Origin of the sequence: Epilithonimonas xixisoli, assembly GCF_004365655.1 — a bacterium.
GTDB classification, from domain to species: Bacteria; Bacteroidota; Bacteroidia; order Flavobacteriales; family Weeksellaceae; genus Epilithonimonas; species Epilithonimonas xixisoli.
On the sequence record NZ_SOEO01000001.1, the window covers coordinates 256627 to 272849 of the forward strand.

Consider the following 16223-nt stretch of genomic DNA (forward strand, 5'->3'; position numbering starts at 1 on the left):
TCTGAATCACTTCAAAATCAAAATTATGATGCCTCTCTATTCTCAGATCATTTATTTATTTTTAATTGCAATCCCTATTTCTTGCGTCGTTTGGACGGTGACGCAGGAAGAGATTTTCCGAGAACCAAGAGAGTATTGCCAAAAAGTTTGCGGAAGTGCGCAATCTATCGTGAAGCGAAAATTCTTTTACCTCTTTACTTGCGAATATTGTTTCAGCCATTACATCAGTTTTATTTTTCTTGTCATCACGCAGTACAAGCTACTTTACGAAGATTGGCGCGGTTATCTTCTCGCATTTTTCGCCTTGGTTTGGATTGCCAACTGGAATATGAGTCTTTTCGGCTACCTCAGACAAAATCTAAAAGTCGAGAAAATCGAAGCCAAACTAAAAGACATCGACCTCAAAGACGTCCAATCAGAAAAACAATAAATCAAATTTTCAGGAGCCGGGAACCTGCTCTCCGTTGCAATCTTTTTTGCATCACGATTGGTCAATCAAAAGTTCTCAAAGCCTACGCAAAAAAGGATTTCCTCTACGATCAGGGCTATGGGATTCGATTATCTTCCAACTTCCCAAAATCATTTTCAACATTTCCCATCTTTATTCTTTTTACTTTTTTTCTTGTCTCTTTATTTTTTTAAATCCATCCCAACTTTGTCGCCATCGCACAAGCTTCCGTCATATTCCCGACGCGCAGTTTTTCAAGAACATTCTGTCGGTGCCGATTCACCGTATTGATGCTGATAAACAAAAGTTCCGCAATTTCTTTGCTTCGTTTTCCATCCTGAATCATCTTCAAAATTTCCTTTTCCCGAACCGATAAAAACGCAGAATTCCCAGCTTCCGTCTGATGAATCACCGAACCATTCGCTGTGTTGATAATCATCCCGTGATGAAGTGAAGAGTTCAGAAAATCAAAATGATAGAGACAAAGCGCCAGTTCTACATTTTTATCATTTGCGTTGGTGAAGTAAAACATCTTGTGGAGAATCGCTTTTTGGTTTAGATTGTCGGCAATTCTCAATCTGCTCACCACGCAATAATCTTTGTGCGCTTCAAAAGGAATCGTTTTGATGAACTGAAAAAACTGAAGCTCCAGCAAATGTTTCTGCAAAACATCTTCATTATCTAATTTTGCAAAAAGTTCCTCTTCCCAAATGCTTTCAATCTCCTGAGTATCATCTTCCTGAAAAATATTTAATTCATCCGCTAACTTTCCCGAATAGACATAACTTTTATTATTTTGAAGGTCGCTCAGAACAGCAATTCCATTTTCCAATTCAACAAAATTTCGCGCCATTTCCTGACACTTTTTCAAATGCAGATTTTCGCTGTCAAAAACGTTAGAGAATTCTTGTTGCAGAAGTTTTTCGTTGAGGTCGGATTGGATGGTTTTCATTTTGATGTGCTAGAAGATCATTATCAATTTTCGACAATATTTATTCTTGTCGTATTCATATTTTTTACCAAAACCCTCTTTATTAGGGACTTCTTTATAATCGTATCTAATGAAATCTCCAATAACCTTCGTCTTGTAATTAAAAGATTTTAATAATTTTAAATTCTGTAGATGATAATACATTGGTACTATAAATTCAAAATATTTTAATTCTTTCTTTTCAAATACATAATAGTTTATAACATTATATCCGCCATATTCAAATCCAGCATCAATCACTACTTTTCCATTTTCTAAAATTTGAGGAAAGTTATTAATCGTGTAGATTACTTCATTATCAGTATTAAATAATAAATAATTATTAACTTCGAATGCATCTATTTTGAAAATATAAAAGTTAGCTTTTTTATCGACTAATTTTATTTTGGTTTTTTCATCACAAAATGTAAGATTTGTAATACTATCTCTATCATAGTAATTTGAATTTATACAGTGTTCTGTTATTTTATTTGGATATTTTTTTTGAAATATTTTATTTAGTTCTATATTTTCATTAGTCTTGACTTTATCTTTTTGTATTGTGTCCTTATCAGTTATATTGTAGTTTTCAAGACTTAAAAATTTTAGATTCATTCTGGTATTTGAATTTATACTATAATCAAATTCTTCACAGTTAAGTTTTGGTAAATCAGATTGACCATATATATTTAAATGAATAAAAAGGATTAATAAAATTGATAAGTTTTTCATAGTTATAACATTTTGCAATATTTCAAATGTGTAAATAAATTGGTTATAAATCAGTATTGATTCCTGAGTTTTAAGCTTGTAAATTTGCCCATTATCAAAGTAAAAATACAATGAATAATCTGAACGAAAAAGAAAAAATGTTGAGCGGAGAAATATATGATGCTTCCGATAAACATCTCATCAAAGAAAGAAATCTTTCCAAAGATCTCTGTTTTGAATACAATCATCTCCAACCTTCAAAACTCAAGGAGAGAAAAGCATTAATCAAAAAACTCTTCGGCAAAACCGAGAAAATGTTCCACATCGAGCAACCTTTTTACTGCGACTACGGCTACAATATCGAGATTGGCGAAAATTTCTACACCAACGTGAATGTCGTGATTCTGGATTGTGCAAAAGTCACTTTCGGAGACAACGTGATGATTGCGCCCAACTGCGGATTCTACACAGCCGGACATCCATTCGACGTCGAACAACGCAACAAAGCTTTGGAATATGCCTATCCAATCACGGTTGGAAACAATGTTTGGATTGGCGCTGGCTGCAGCATTCTTCCAGGTGTTACAATTGGAGATAACACCGTCATCGGCGCTGGAAGTGTGGTGACAAAAGATATTCCGTCCAATGTTTTGGCGGTTGGAAATCCTTGCAAAGTCATCAGGGAAATTTAATTTTTTTAATTAAATAAAATAAAAACCTCTCAGAAAATTAGATTTGAGAGGTTTTTTTTAAATTGAAAAACAGATTCTAAAAATTGATCTTTCTAAATCATCGAATCAAAAAATCTGTCTCTATTCTCACCCAATCAAATCCAAAAACTGTTGCTCATCTAGAATTTTAATGGTTCCGATGTCCTGCGCTTTTTTCAGTTTGCTTCCTGCTTTTTCACCTACCACCAAGTAGTTGAGGTTTTTCGATACCGCAGAGATATTTTTTCCGTTGTGTTTTTCCACCATTTCTTCGGCAGATTCTCTTGTGAAAAGTGACAATTTCCCGGTGAAAAGAAAGGTTTTTCCTTCCAAAACATTGGACAAAACGACATTTGTATTTTCGCCTTTTTCCAACTGAACGCCGTAAGATTTCAAACGCTCAATCATCAAGATGTTTTCAGAATTCTGGAAAAACTCTACAATGCTGACCGCGATTTTCATCCCGATATCTTCAACTTGACAAAGTTCCTCCAAAGTCGCATTTTTCAAGTCATCAATCGTATTGAAATTCTTGACCAATTTCTTAGCAACCGTTTCCCCAACGTGTTTGATGCCGATTCCAAACAAAACTTTCTCAAAGGCAATTTCTTTAGATTTCTCAATGCCATCCAAAATATTCTGCGCCGATTTTTCAGCCATTCTTTCGAGTGGAAGAAGCTGTTCTTTTTTTAGTGTATAAAAATCAGCAGGATTTTCAATCAATTTTTCTCGGTAAAGTTGCTCGATTGTTTCACCGCCAAGATTTTCAATATTCAAAGCTTTTCTGGAAACATAATGAATCATTCTTCCCACAACTTGTGGTGGACAATGCAGTTCATTAGGACAAAAATGAATCGCTTGATCTTCTATTTTTACCAACTCAGTTCCGCATTCCGGACAATTTTTGATGTATTGGATTGGCGTCTGCAAAAGCGTTCGTTTCTCCGTATTCACGCCAACAATTTTTGGAATGATTTCTCCTCCTTTTTCCACATACACAAAATCGTGCTCGTGCAAATCGAGTTTTTTTATGATGTCTTCGTTGTGAAGCGACGCCCGTTTTACAGTTGTTCCGGCTAATAAAATCGGTTTTAGGTTGGCAACAGGCGTTATGGCTCCGGTTCTTCCGACTTGGTAAGAAACACTTTGCAATTCGGTTTCCACTTTTTCTGCCTTGAATTTATAAGCCATTGCCCAACGCGGCGATTTTGCGGTGTAACCGAGTTGTCTTTGTTGTTTCAAAGAATTCACTTTTAAAACAATTCCATCAATTTCGAATGGTAATTTGTGCCTTTCTGTATCCCAAAATGTGATGAATTCTTTCACTTCATCCAGCGTTTTACACAATTTTGCTTGGTCTTCCGAAACTCGGAAACCCCAGTTTTTTGCTTTTGCCAAGATTTCCCAATGCGTATCTGCTGGAAATTCATCCGAAATATATTGATACAAAACTGCCGACAATCCACGTTTTCTCACTTCTCCGGAATCCTGCATTTTCAGACTTCCGCTGGCTGTGTTTCGTGGATTCATAAACAAATCCAAGCCTTCTTCTTCACGGGTTTTGTTGATTTTATCGAAGTTTTTTCTTGTCAGATAAATTTCGCCTCGGATAAAAAATCGGTTCGGGAAATCGCCTTTCAAAGTCAAAGGAACATCAGAAATCGTTCTTACATTATTAGTGATTTCATCGCCTTGAAAACCATCGCCGCGTGTTACAGCTTGAGACAATTTCCCATTTTCATAAAGAATGGAAATCGATGCGCCGTCATATTTCAACTCTGCCACAAATTCTACAGGTTCATCAATGGTTTTGATGATTCGTTTTTCCCAATCTTCAAGATCATCAAAATCATAAGAATTGTCCAAAGAATACATTCTGTATTGATGCTTAACGGTTGGAAAGTTCTTTGTAATGCCGCCACCAACGCGCAAAGTTGGAGAGTTAGCATCAAAAAATTCAGGATGCGCTGTTTCCAGTTCCTGAAGTTCTTTCAGTTTTGTATCGAATTCAAAGTCAGAAATTGTATTATTATCAAGCACATAATAATTGTAATTATGCTGATGAAGTTCTTCTCTCAGAGATTCTATCTTTTGCTGAATGTTTTCGGACATCGGGAAATTATTTAACGCAAAAATAACCAAAACAAGGAGAATGACTAAAAATAAAATGAGTAATTTGGTCTATGAAATTTTGAATAATGAAGAAAGTATTTTGCCTTTTATTTCTCACAACGACTATGTTTATCAACGCTCAAACAAAAATCATCGCCCATCGTGGGTTTTTCCAATCAAATCCGCCAACGTCTGAAAACTCTATCCAAGCCTTAGAAAATGCACAAAAGCTGAAAGTTTACGGTTCAGAATTCGATGTTCATATGACAAGGGACGGAGAATTGGTGATTTACCACGACGAACATCACGGAAAAATGGAAATTGCGGAAACCAATTTTTCTGATTTAAGAAAACTGAAATTATCCAACGGAGAACAACTTCCAACTTTGAAAGATTATCTGAAACAAGGGAAAAAAGATACGTCCGTCAAATTAATCATCGAAATCAAACCCACCAAATCCAAAGAACGTGAAAACGAAATGGTCACCAAAGTTCTGAAAACCGTAAAAGACCTCGGACTCGATCACCAAAGCGATTACATCTCATTCAGTCTTAATATTTGTAAAGAAATTAAGAAACAAAATTCGTCTGCAAAAGTTCAATATTTGGAAGGGAATCTTTCGCCAAAGCAAATCAAAGAAGAAGGCTTGGACGGATTGGATTATCATTACAGCGTTTTTCAGAAGAATCCGACTTGGATTTCGGAAGCCAATTCTCTTGGTTTGATTACCAATTCCTGGACTGTAAATGATGTTAAAATCTACGAAGAACTCAAAAATCAAGGAATCAATTTTATTACGACTAATATTCCCGACCAATTGAAAGATAAATAAAGGATTTTTTCTTAATTCAAAAATACTTCGAGAGCCTTAGTGTTACAGTTCTAATATTAATTTTTGTCACATTGAACTTGTCGAAATATCCAAACATTGTCAGTCTGAGGCTCTCGAAGATTTTTTATAGAATCTCTCAATGATAAACTTGTATTAAATCATAAGACTTTATTCGGATTTTAAACGTGTGTTTGGTAAATTTGCCCCTTCAAATTTTATATATCAGATTATGAATCTTAAAGGTAAAAATGCCATTATCACTGGCGGTGGAAGAGGACTTGGAAAAGCTGTAGCTCAGATTCTTGCCAAAGAAGGTGTGAATGTTGGTATCACAGGAAGAAACGAAAATTATCTAAAAATAGCAGCCAACGAACTGAAACAAACCGGCGTAAAAGTAGCTTACGCAGTTTTCAGTGTTGATAACGAATTAGAAGTAAAAGCCGGAATCGAATCTTTGGCAAATGAATTAGGCGGAATCGATATTTTGGTCAACAATGCAGGAATTGGCGACTTTGGAAGCATCGAGGAAATGCCGTCCGAGACGTGGGAACAAGTGATTCATACCAATCTTTTCGGTGTTTATTACACAGCGAAAGCTGTTTATCCGTTTTTGAAAGAAAAAGGACAAGGTGACATCGTGAATGTCGCTTCCACAGCTGGTTTGAAAGGCGGACCCAATATGTCGGCTTATGCGGCTTCCAAAGCAGCAGTCGTTTCTCTCTCGCAGTCGATGATGGCGGAATGGAGAAAGCAGAATATCCGTGTCATTACATTGACACCGAGTACAATTGCTTCCGATATGAGCATCAACGGTGGTTTGACAGACGGTAATCCGGACAAAGTTCTTCAGCCGGAAGATTTCGCAGAATGGGTGAGAGATATCCTGAAAATGAACCGCAGAGCAATGATTGCCAGTGCGTCAATTTTCTCAACCAATCCATAAAATAATAATGATGGCAGCTTTTCCGCCCTCCGTTCCCGCTATTTTTTGCCGAGGCTAAGGCCATACAAAAAATGAGCTCCACTCAGGTCGGGCTGCGAGCAATTCGATGTTATAACCCTTTCAGAATTTCAAACTCTGAAAGGGTTTTTTATTAATGCAAAACGACTTTTTTCCATTAATAAAATTAAAACTGTAACAATCCAAATCAATCAGAAATAGTAAAATCTAATATTTACATAATTTCCATTATCATTTTTTTATTCATAATTCTTATCTTTATCGAAATCAAATAAAAGATATGAAGAGACACTCATTTATCGCAATGTCGGCTGTGTTTTTTGCCGCTCAGATTACATTAGTCAATGCCCAAACCAAATCCGAAGAAAAACTAAATCCCATCGTTCAAAACTTTGTGAATGAGGCGAATAATAATTCCCAACTGGAAGATATGGCTTTTGAACTTCTGGACGGCATAGGTCCTCGTCTAGTAGGAACGCCGGAAATGCTGAAGTCTAATGAATGGAGCGCCGATAAGTTGAAATCGTGGGGAATAGATGCCAATCTTCAGCAATTTGGAACGTGGAAAGGCTGGCAGCGTGGAACTACGCACGTGGATATGGTCTATCCAAGAACCAAAAGCTTATCCGCAACACAATTGGCTTGGAGCCCTGCTACCAAAAAAGCGGTAGAAGCAGAAGTCGTAGTTCTTCCAAAAGTATCTTCCAAGGCCGAGTTTGACAAATGGTTGCCATCTGCAAAAGGGAAAATTGTTTTGATGGCGCAATATCAAAAAATTGGTCGTTCGGATGAGCAGATCAAGGAATTTGCAACGCCGGAACTTTACGATAAACTGAAAGCAGACAAAGACAAAGCGAGAAAAGACTTTGCAGATTACATCAAAAATATTGGCTATGATAATTCAACATTGCCAGAAGCATTAGAAAAAGCGGGAGCTGCAGGTATTGCGATTTCCAACTGGACAGGCATTCATAGCACCAATCGGATTTTCGGGGCTAAAACCAAATCTATCCCAATGTTCGATATCGAATTGGAAGATTACGGAATGCTTTACAGAATGGCGGAAAAAGGCGCAAAACCAAGAATCAAGGTGGATGCGCAATCCAAAGTTTTGCCAGAAGCCAAATCCTTCAATACCATCGGAATGATAAAAGGCTCAGAAAAACCAAATGAATATGTGATTCTTTCTGCTCACCTGGATTCTTGGGACGGCGCTCAAGGCGCAACGGACAACGGAACAGGAACGCTGACGATGCTGGAAACAATGAGAATCCTCAAAAAATATTATCCTAATCCAAAGCGTACCATCGTGGTTGGACTTTGGGGAAGCGAAGAACAAGGCTTGAACGGTTCCAGAGGTTTTGTGGCAGACAATCCGGAAATCATCAAAGGAACTCAAGCGGTTTTCAATCAAGACAACGGAACGGGTAGAGTGGTGGATATCAGCGGACAGGGATTCAAAGATTCTTACGCATACATCGGAAAATGGCTGGATGCCGTTCCTAAAAAAGTGAAAGACCATATCAAAACCAACTTCCCGGGAATGCCTGGCGGAGGCGGTTCGGATCACGCTTCTTTTGTAGCAGCGGGCGTTCCAGGATTTTCTTTGAGTTCCCTCAATTGGGGCTACTTCGGTTACACTTGGCACACAACCAAAGACACGTATGACAAAATTGTTTTTGATGAATTGAAGAATAATGTGATTCTGACAGCAACTTTAGCCTATATGGCTTCGGAAGATCCAGAATTCACCAGCCGTGAAAAGCGAGTGATGCCAAACAATGAAAAAGGCGAAACCGTAAAATGGCCGGAACTGAGAGAACCTAGAAGAAGTAGTAAGGATTATTAATCTTACAGAAATTAGAAGTAAGAGTTTAGAAATTAGACCCAACTTTAAATTAATAAGCAAAGCGACAAATTATTTGTCGCTTTGCTGTTTTTATGCTAGATGTTTAATTGAAATTTACTTGAAGAATCTATTTTTATTCTAATGACTCTTTCCGTTTCAAAACCTTTCCGCGTGGTTCATTGCCTTCATAGAGTGCAATGTCAGAATGTAAAAATTGAGCGGCTGCGGCAGAATCTTCCACTTTTACCGAACTTCTTTCTATCATTTCGGATTCGAATGGATTTAATACGCTTTCACGAAGTCCTTTTTCTCTCCAATTTGACTTGGGTTGGCATTGTTTGGAGATGGAGCGAGCCAAGGATAAAGCATCCAGCAAAGCCTGATTGGCACCTTGTCCTTTGAACGGACTCATCGGGTGGGCAGCATCACCGATTAAGGTGGCTTTCCCAAAAGTTTTCATTAATTCCGGATTCAGTAATTCTCTGTCATAAACAGGATATCCGGAAACTTGGTTAGCTAAAGTCGCTTCCAGAATTTGCGGAATTGGTTTGTGCCAATTTGTTCGTAGGATGGCTTCTGCTTTCAGTGCTTCTGAGCCTTTTGCGCTTAATATTTTAGCATCTTCCTCAGACATCGGGAAACTCAATTGCCACATGATGGAATCTTTATCAAAAGGCATGATATAAATCCGTTCGTTACCATTTGCTGTCTGGAAAACTGTTGCCGAATCCAGCAGAAAATTATCAGTATTTTCTAAAGCATTCAAAGAGCAAATTCCTAAAATCACAATACAACCTAAGTAACGCAAAGGTGAATGGTCATCATTAATCAATATATTTCGCACGGCACTTCGGATACCATCTGCACCGACAATCAAATCTGCTTTTTCAGTTTTTAATTCATTATTGATTTGAAAGTTGAGGTCTATTTTACCATCGTTATTTTCATTAAAATCAATGAGTTGATAACCCCATTTTATCTTGTCATTACCACCTAATTGCTCAATGAATGCTGAACGGAGCGATTGTCTGGCAATATGGATATTGGTTTTTTTAGGACTAGCCTTTGTTGAATTTTCCATCCATTTTCGCATTCCCCATTCAGCAACCACTTTTCCGTCGGTTGTATGTACCAAATGTCGGGTAGAAACCACACCTTGTTCCAAATTAGAAATTCCGAATCCGTCAATCACTTTGCTGGCTTGCTGTAATGTAAGTCCGTAACCTTGAGAACGTTCATTAAAACTATTATCCCGCTCATAGATGGTAAACGGAATCCCACGGTGCAGACAAGCCACAGCCAATGCAACACCACCAATTCCCCCACCGACGATGGCAACGTGAGGTAGATTTTCGGTATCTGGAGCTGGAAACGCATCAGCAGAAATCAATCCCGAACCAGAACAGTCGGAACAAGTGTAATGATGTGCCATCGGACGAGTAGGAGCAGTTCCTTCGCCGTTGGTTTTTTCAAAATGTTCCAGTTCAGATTGGTAGCGGAGTTTTACACTTTTTTTGATTCTTCGCTTCTGTTTCCCGAGACCCTGGCATGCTTTGCAAATGGTAAAACAAGGTGTTTTGATTGGCATATTTTGGTGTTCGCAAGTACAAACTTAATAAAATGAATGTAATTTCAATTTTGATGTGGGTTACAAAATCATCGTCAGTTGAATTCTTTTTCTAGCCTCATCCACTTCTGTTACTTTGACTTGCACATGCTGATGTAGTTTCACTACCTCATTCACATCAGAAACAAAACCGTCTTTCAATTGGGAGATATGTACAAGTCCGCTTTCTTTGATTCCCAAATCTACGAAACATCCAAAAGCCGTAATGTTATTCACAATCCCGGGAAGAACCATTCCGACTCTAATATCTTTGATAGATCTTACGGTTGGATCGAACTCAAAAACCTTGGCTGCTTTTCTCGGGTCAAGTCCTGGTTTTTCCAATTCTTTCAGGATGTCTTTGATTCCCAGAATCCCAATTTCCTGTGTGGTATATTTTTCAGGATTAATCAGTGAAATTTTTTCTTTATTTGAAATTAAATCTTCGGTTTTAAGACCAAGATCTTTTGCCATTTTTTCTACCGTTTTATAGGCTTCCGGATGCACGGCAGAATTGTCCAGTGGATTTTTAGCATTTTTAATTCGGACAAAAGCTGCGGCTTGCTGGTAAGCTTTTTCGCCCAGTCTTGGCACTTTTTTAAGCTCTTTTCTTTCGGAGAAAGCGCCATTTTCTGCACGGTAATTCACAATGTTCTCTGCCATTTTTTCACCAATTCCTGAGACATAACTTAGCAAAGACTTGCTTGCAGTATTCAGATTGATGCCTACAGAGTTTACGGAACGGATGACGGTGTTGTCCAGTTCTTCTTTTAGTTTAGTTTGATCCACGTCGTGTTGGTATTGCCCCACACCAATGGATTTTGGATCGATTTTCACCAATTCTGCCAAAGGGTCAGATAGTCTTCTTCCGATAGAAACTGCGCCACGCACGGTCACATCATAGCTCGGAAACTCATCCCTGGCAATTTTACTCGCCGAATAAACGGAGGCTCCTGCTTCTGAAACCACAAATACTTGGATAGGCTTATCGAATGCTATTTTCTTAATGAAGAATTCGGTTTCGCGGCTGGCTGTTCCGTTGCCGATGGAAATGGCTTCTATGTTGTAAGCATTCACCATCGAGCGGATTTTTTTCATCGCCATTCCCGTTTCATTTTGTGGGGCGTGCGGGTAGATGTTTTCGTTGTGGAGAAGGTCGCCTTTCTCATCCAGACAGACCACTTTGCACCCACTTCTATAACCTGGATCTATTGCCAGAATCCTTTTTTCTCCCAATGGTGAAGCGAGGAGCAACTGCTGCAGGTTCTCTGCAAAAACATCAATCGCTTTGATGTCTGCTTTTTCTTTGGCTTCCTGCAAAGCTTCATTGGACAATGCGGGCTCCAGAAGTCGTTTGTAGGAATCAGCAATGGCCAGCTCTATTTGTTTTGTGGATGAATTGTTGCTCTTGATTATGGCGTTCTCGATAAGATCCAGCGCTTCATTTTTATCAATATCTAGGGATGTTTTGATGAAGCCTTCATTCTCTGCACGCAACATGGCAAGGAGTCTGTGGCTGGGAATTCTGTTCAGGGCTTCTTCCCACTCAAAATACTGGCTGAATTTCTGTGCGGCTTCATCCTCCTTTTTCGCTTTTACAACTTTGGAAGAGATCGAAGCTTTTCTTTGGAACAATCGTCTCAGATTCTTGCGGACGTAAAGATTTTCATTAATCCATTCTGCGATAATATCTCTTGCACCTTTCAAAGCTTCCTCTTCATCGGCGACATCTTGGTTGATATATTTCGAAGCGAGATATTCAATGTCGTCGTTTCTCTGGCTCATAATGATCTTTGCTAAAGGTTCTAAACCTTTTTCTCTTGCAAGATCAGCCTTGGTTTTTTTTCGTTTTTTATAAGGCAGGTAGAAATCTTCCAATTCCTGCAAATCAAAACTTTGTTCGATTTTTTGTTTGAGTTCTGATGACAAAGCATTTTGTTCCTCAATAGATTTCAGGATGCTTTCTTTTCGTTTGATGAGGTCTTCAAACTGCTTATTTAGTTTGAAGATGTTTTCTATAGCTACCTCATCCAGGTTTCCGGTTTTGTCTTTCCGATAACGTGAAATAAATGGAATGGTGCAATCTTCTGATAAAAGTTGAAGCGTACTTTCTATGCTTTTGGTGGGTATGTTAAGTTGTTTTTGGATATATTCTGAAGACGTCATTTCTTGATTTTGAATAGCGAAATTACTCTTTTTAGAAAGAAAAGTAGGCGGATTTTTAGCTCTGCATTATTTTTCTATTAAAATAAGCGGCGATGATTTTATATCAAAACAATAATTATTCAGTTTTATCTGCATTTTAAAATCTGTTTTCTAAGGAGTCTATCAACCAAAAATCGGGACATTACCAAGAATAACCTGATAATGCCCCGATGAAAAATTGAATTGATAACTGTAAAATCTTTCAGCTTTTAAGACCTTAATAAAAATCTTTCTCTGAAAGTTTTGGTAGTCTGTTTTTATTTAATGGAGACCTTCTGAGAGACTGCTCCTTCTGGTGTTTTGATCCACAGGATGTACAAACCTTTTTGTAATTTTTCCTCCGCAAAAACAAATTCTGAATTTCCGGACGACAGTTTTGTACTCTTTTCGGCTACCAATTTACCAGACATATCAAAAAGCTTGAAAGTGCTTTCACCACCAGTATTAGACTTCACAGGGATGCGGAAAGTACCATTGGATGGATTAGGATACACAGCTCCGATATTTCCTTTTTGATTAAAATCTACAACCGCCATATCATCCAGCTCCACAATCGGGAAAATGGCGAAATGGATGGCAGGCTGATAGTTTTCCAGATTTTCTGTGCGGAAGTCTTTCCAAGTAGGTGTTGCACCGTGGCTATGCCAGCGTACCACATTTCTCCCGTAGTTGGCTAAATCGCTCTGAGTTCTTGTGCCATCTGGCGCATAAGTCAGTGCCAATGTTTTTGTGCCCAAACCACCGTGCGAGTAGTCTCCCAAACGGAATGAAACGAAAAAATTTCCCGAGATGTTCACCGGGTTTGCAAACTGGATAGACTTGAGACTTCCGTCCACGGGCACATCAGCATAAGACAAGTTGTAGTTGGCAATCTGAGCACCTGGCAATCCAGATCCTGCCACATTGTAGGCTCTGTAGGCGGCCATCACAGATCCTGCAGTTCCATCTTGCCCTACGTGTATGGCAGAGACACCAAATAGTTTACCAGTTCCCTGGATTTCATACTTTTCACCAAATTCCTCGTCTCCATAGGCATTGATACCACTTAGATAGCCGTCACCATCTTCGTATTCTTCTACGATGGGCATAATCACGGTTGGGTCAAAATGTTGAAGGGTGGTTTGTTGTGCCATAACGAAGGATGAAACAGCGGCTGTCAAAAGAATAAAGCTTCTTTTTTTCATAATGTAAAAAAATTAAAATGTTGATATATTACTGTGTACGCTACACAATGTTTTCTTGAATAAAATTGATAGATATGCATATAGACAGAGCCATTGCTTGTGACAGAATTATGTCAAAACAACAGTCCATAAAAAGGTCTTAGAAATCAAAGTTCTAAGTGTAGAAGGGAATCATAAGATTTGCGCTTGCCATAGGTTTGATGGCAGGATTTTTACACGATAAATTGGTCGAGAAGAAAGCGTGTGCTGCCAATGTATACCCAGATTTGTAAGCTGGCTATAAAAGGAATTCTAGGCTTGCAAAATCATATTAGGAAGCTTTGCAAACGCAATCTCTCATTTCTGGACAAAGCAATGCAATACTGTCTTAGCAAAGTAAGTGTAGTAGTTGGCTGTTGTCAGAAGTAAAAATAAATCTTATGAAAATAAAGAAGGTGGACCCCGAAGTCCAAAATGATGAATGAAAATCTCTACCGGTGTACCAGAGGCAGTTTCTGTTTTTAACTGGGCAACTTCTGCAAACTTTACAGAAAGATGATGATCTGCAATTGCCGGAATGTAAGCTGGGAACTGATAAAGATTGTGACTGCAGATGTGACAATGCTGATGGTCCGCTTCTGCCTTAGATGTTTTGAAAGATATTCCGCCAACATTATTTTCAGCAGAAAACGACTTAGAGGCGGGCTCATTGTTGTAACCGGTTTCAAAATGGGCTTGCACATGTTCTACCGCATGCCCCAACTGGAATATTTGTGAACTTACAAATATCAGAAGGAAAAAAAACGAAAAGTATTTCAGTTTGCTTTTCACAATAGCCAGAGCGGTATTTTGTCTGTCAAAAATAAACAATTATGCTTAATAAAGCCTGTAAATACTGGAAAAATTTTCAGAAATATGAATGTATTTTTAATAGTAAATCTTTTTTCTTAATTCAACCGTAGATTGATTCTGTAAACTAATACCAATCGATGTAGATTTATATTCTGTTTTATTGGTTTTTATTATTCTTGATAAGATCGATTGTTGAAATTAAAATATTTCAAATAGGTTTTTAAGGTTGATTATCTGTAGTTTAGTATTGATTTGTATTGATTTTTTTTATTAATTTTAAATCAAACAAAACACATAACCAATGAAAAATCAAACAAACAATCTGTTTTCGTATGTACAGCTCTTTTTTGAAATGTTTGCAGAGGTAATCTCCCTTCTGAGACAACTCGCAAATCAAAAAAAAGAAACCGAAAAATCCTATGACAGTACCGATGTCAAGATTCTTTTGAAAATCAGTGACAGCACCTTCTACCGATGGTGCAAACAAGGAAAGCTACAATACAAAAAAGTAGGAGGCAAGATCTATGTCTCCAAAGACTCTGTGGACAATCTCTTGCGGTAGCACTGTTGTTTTTATGTATTTTCAAAGTGTTGACTCTCATAGATTTTGCTGGTTTAAAAATTCTGGCAAGTTCTATGAGTTATTTGAGTGTGCTTTCTTGTCAAGTCATTATCTTTTTTGTCTGCGTCATTTTTGAGAGCTATAATAATTTATCCTTTTTGATTTTTATAAAAGTCAGCCTTTTTATAGATTAAATCTAATGCCTTTCTTCGGATCATCTTCGGGCATCCTTCGGATCGACTTCGAAAAAAACATCTTTTTTCCGAAGAAGACCCGAAGAAAAGTAGTAGTTGATCCGAAGGATTGTAGAAAATACCAGTCAATTGTATTCAATGGTTGTCATAGGCGGTCAATACCAGTCAGGGGTGTACAGACTGCTGTTTTGTATCATAACTTCGTTTGACAAATCAATTAAATTTATTAATTATGGCAACATTTAACAAAGGAATCCTTGGTGGATTCTCCGGAAAAGTAGGAACTGTAGTAGGCGCCAACTGGCGTGGCAAAGACGTTATGCGAAGTCTGCCAAAACCATCACAAAAAGAGCCTACCGAGAAGCAACTTTTGCAACAGGCAAAGTTTAAACTGGCGGTGGCTTTTCTGCAACCGCTGAAAACCATCCAGTCCCAATATTTTGGGTCAGGTAGTGGGGTGAAATCCCGAGTGAATATGGCAACGTCCTATACCATAAACGAGGCGACGCAGGTGGTGGCAGGCGTTCCGGAGCTGGTGTACAACAAGGTGCTGATTACCAAAGGTGAGCTCACAGGCTTCCAAAATGCCATCCTATCTACTCAGGCTGGTGGTTTTCTAGAGCTGGAATGGGAAGACAATAGTACACAAGGCAATGCCTCGCCAACGGATGAGGTGAGTCTGGTCTCTTACTGCAAGGATTTGAACGATTTTCAAATCTTTGAAAGTATTGTGATGCGCTCCGACCTAATAGCGGGTGTCACCCTCCCGAGTTTCTGCACCGGAAAGTCGGTGGAGGTTTGGGCGTTCCTCAATACCGAGAAGAGAACCTTTGCAAGTAACAGTTTTTATCTGGGCGAGCACACGGTACTGTAAATGAAGAAATCCACTTGAGAGAGTGGATTTTTTTTGTTCTATTAAGGAAATGAAAAAAGGCGAGTTGCCCCGCCTTAAATGTTTTCACAACGGAATAATCCTTATTGTGAATTGCTTTCGGATACAAATGTAAATATTAATTATTTAATCACTTTACGGTTTTCCGTATTTAT

At 38.3% G+C, this 16223-nt stretch carries 14 protein-coding genes; 7 read left to right on the forward strand and 7 right to left on the reverse strand.

Translation table 11 applies throughout. From position 1 onward, the window contains the following. Positions 1-25: 25 nt before the first annotated feature. Complete coding sequence (locus B0I22_RS01180) at positions 26-430, forward strand: hypothetical protein (RefSeq protein WP_246022126.1); 405 nt, start codon at positions 26-28, stop codon at positions 428-430. Between the two features lie 208 nt (positions 431-638). Here B0I22_RS01180 and B0I22_RS01185 read toward each other — a convergent pair whose 3' ends face one another. Next, on the reverse strand, positions 639-1400 hold the full coding sequence (locus B0I22_RS01185) for a response regulator transcription factor (protein WP_133942783.1): 762 nt from the start codon (positions 1398-1400) through the stop codon (positions 639-641). 9 nt (positions 1401-1409) lie between these two features. Next, complete coding sequence (locus tag B0I22_RS01190) at positions 1410-2150, reverse strand: hypothetical protein (protein ID WP_133942784.1); 741 nt, start codon at positions 2148-2150, stop codon at positions 1410-1412. Between the two features lie 110 nt (positions 2151-2260). On the opposite strand from B0I22_RS01190, the gene B0I22_RS01195 reads away from it, so the two are divergent. Next, on the forward strand, positions 2261-2821 hold the full coding sequence (locus B0I22_RS01195) for a sugar O-acetyltransferase (RefSeq protein WP_133942785.1): 561 nt from the start codon (positions 2261-2263) through the stop codon (positions 2819-2821). A 126-nt stretch (positions 2822-2947) separates the two neighbouring features. On the opposite strand, the gene ligA is transcribed toward B0I22_RS01195, so the two are convergent. Further along, positions 2948-4951 carry an NAD-dependent DNA ligase LigA gene (gene ligA, locus B0I22_RS01200; protein WP_133942786.1) on the reverse strand — a complete coding sequence of 668 codons (2004 nt, stop codon included), beginning with the start codon at positions 4949-4951 and terminating at the stop codon, positions 2948-2950. Between the two features lie 86 nt (positions 4952-5037). Here ligA and B0I22_RS01205 point away from each other — a divergent pair, with 86 nt between their 5' ends. The 3 genes from B0I22_RS01205 (at position 5038) to B0I22_RS01215 (ending at position 8594) form a co-directional block, all read left to right on the forward strand. Then, positions 5038-5784: a glycerophosphodiester phosphodiesterase family protein gene (locus tag B0I22_RS01205; RefSeq protein ID WP_133942787.1), complete on the forward strand. Its 747-nt coding sequence runs from the start codon at positions 5038-5040 to the stop codon at positions 5782-5784. Between the two features lie 229 nt (positions 5785-6013). Beyond that, the gene (locus B0I22_RS01210) at positions 6014-6727 is read left to right on the forward strand and encodes a 3-ketoacyl-ACP reductase (RefSeq protein WP_133942788.1); all 714 of its coding nucleotides are present in this window, start codon (positions 6014-6016) and stop codon (positions 6725-6727) included. 298 nt (positions 6728-7025) lie between these two features. Beyond that, positions 7026-8594 carry a M20/M25/M40 family metallo-hydrolase gene (locus B0I22_RS01215; protein WP_133942789.1) on the forward strand — a complete coding sequence of 523 codons (1569 nt, stop codon included), beginning with the start codon at positions 7026-7028 and terminating at the stop codon, positions 8592-8594. A gap of 133 nt (positions 8595-8727) precedes the next feature. On the opposite strand, the gene B0I22_RS01220 is transcribed toward B0I22_RS01215, so the two are convergent. From B0I22_RS01220 to B0I22_RS01235, 4 genes are all read right to left on the reverse strand, one after another. Continuing rightward, on the reverse strand, positions 8728-10182 hold the full coding sequence (locus B0I22_RS01220) for an FAD-dependent monooxygenase (RefSeq protein ID WP_133942790.1): 1455 nt from the start codon (positions 10180-10182) through the stop codon (positions 8728-8730). 60 nt (positions 10183-10242) lie between these two features. Beyond that, positions 10243-12366 carry a Tex family protein gene (locus B0I22_RS01225; protein WP_133942791.1) on the reverse strand — a complete coding sequence of 708 codons (2124 nt, stop codon included), beginning with the start codon at positions 12364-12366 and terminating at the stop codon, positions 10243-10245. 296 nt (positions 12367-12662) lie between these two features. After that, complete coding sequence (locus B0I22_RS01230) at positions 12663-13589, reverse strand: T9SS type A sorting domain-containing protein (RefSeq protein WP_133942792.1); 927 nt, start codon at positions 13587-13589, stop codon at positions 12663-12665. A 417-nt stretch (positions 13590-14006) separates the two neighbouring features. After that, a complete protein-coding gene (locus B0I22_RS01235) occupies positions 14007-14309 on the reverse strand; it encodes a hypothetical protein (RefSeq protein ID WP_166668149.1) in 303 nt (100 codons plus the stop codon). A gap of 412 nt (positions 14310-14721) precedes the next feature. Here B0I22_RS01235 and B0I22_RS01240 point away from each other — a divergent pair, with 412 nt between their 5' ends. Then, positions 14722-14982, forward strand: a complete 261-nt coding sequence (locus tag B0I22_RS01240) for a helix-turn-helix domain-containing protein (protein ID WP_133942794.1) — start codon at positions 14722-14724, stop codon at positions 14980-14982. A gap of 426 nt (positions 14983-15408) precedes the next feature. Then, positions 15409-16050: a DUF6266 family protein gene (locus B0I22_RS01245; RefSeq protein WP_133942795.1), complete on the forward strand. Its 642-nt coding sequence runs from the start codon at positions 15409-15411 to the stop codon at positions 16048-16050. Positions 16051-16223 lie beyond the last annotated feature (173 nt).

Bases quoted from the DNA above. Each gene is read 5' to 3' on its own strand.
- B0I22_RS01180 (WP_246022126.1), top strand. From the start codon at position 26: ATGATGCCTCTCTATTCTCAGATCATTTATTTATTTTTAATTGCAATC.
- B0I22_RS01185 (WP_133942783.1), bottom strand. From the start codon at position 1,400: ATGAAAACCATCCAATCCGACCTCAACGAAAAACTTCTGCAACAAGAA.
- B0I22_RS01190 (WP_133942784.1), bottom strand. From the start codon at position 2,150: ATGAAAAACTTATCAATTTTATTAATCCTTTTTATTCATTTAAATATA.
- B0I22_RS01195 (WP_133942785.1), top strand. From the start codon at position 2,261: ATGAATAATCTGAACGAAAAAGAAAAAATGTTGAGCGGAGAAATATAT.
- ligA (WP_133942786.1), bottom strand. From the start codon at position 4,951: ATGTCCGAAAACATTCAGCAAAAGATAGAATCTCTGAGAGAAGAACTT.
- B0I22_RS01205 (WP_133942787.1), top strand. From the start codon at position 5,038: ATGAAGAAAGTATTTTGCCTTTTATTTCTCACAACGACTATGTTTATC.
- B0I22_RS01210 (WP_133942788.1), top strand. From the start codon at position 6,014: ATGAATCTTAAAGGTAAAAATGCCATTATCACTGGCGGTGGAAGAGGA.
- B0I22_RS01215 (WP_133942789.1), top strand. From the start codon at position 7,026: ATGAAGAGACACTCATTTATCGCAATGTCGGCTGTGTTTTTTGCCGCT.
- B0I22_RS01220 (WP_133942790.1), bottom strand. From the start codon at position 10,182: ATGCCAATCAAAACACCTTGTTTTACCATTTGCAAAGCATGCCAGGGT.
- B0I22_RS01225 (WP_133942791.1), bottom strand. From the start codon at position 12,366: ATGACGTCTTCAGAATATATCCAAAAACAACTTAACATACCCACCAAA.
- B0I22_RS01230 (WP_133942792.1), bottom strand. From the start codon at position 13,589: ATGAAAAAAAGAAGCTTTATTCTTTTGACAGCCGCTGTTTCATCCTTC.
- B0I22_RS01240 (WP_133942794.1), top strand. From the start codon at position 14,722: ATGAAAAATCAAACAAACAATCTGTTTTCGTATGTACAGCTCTTTTTT.
- B0I22_RS01245 (WP_133942795.1), top strand. From the start codon at position 15,409: ATGGCAACATTTAACAAAGGAATCCTTGGTGGATTCTCCGGAAAAGTA.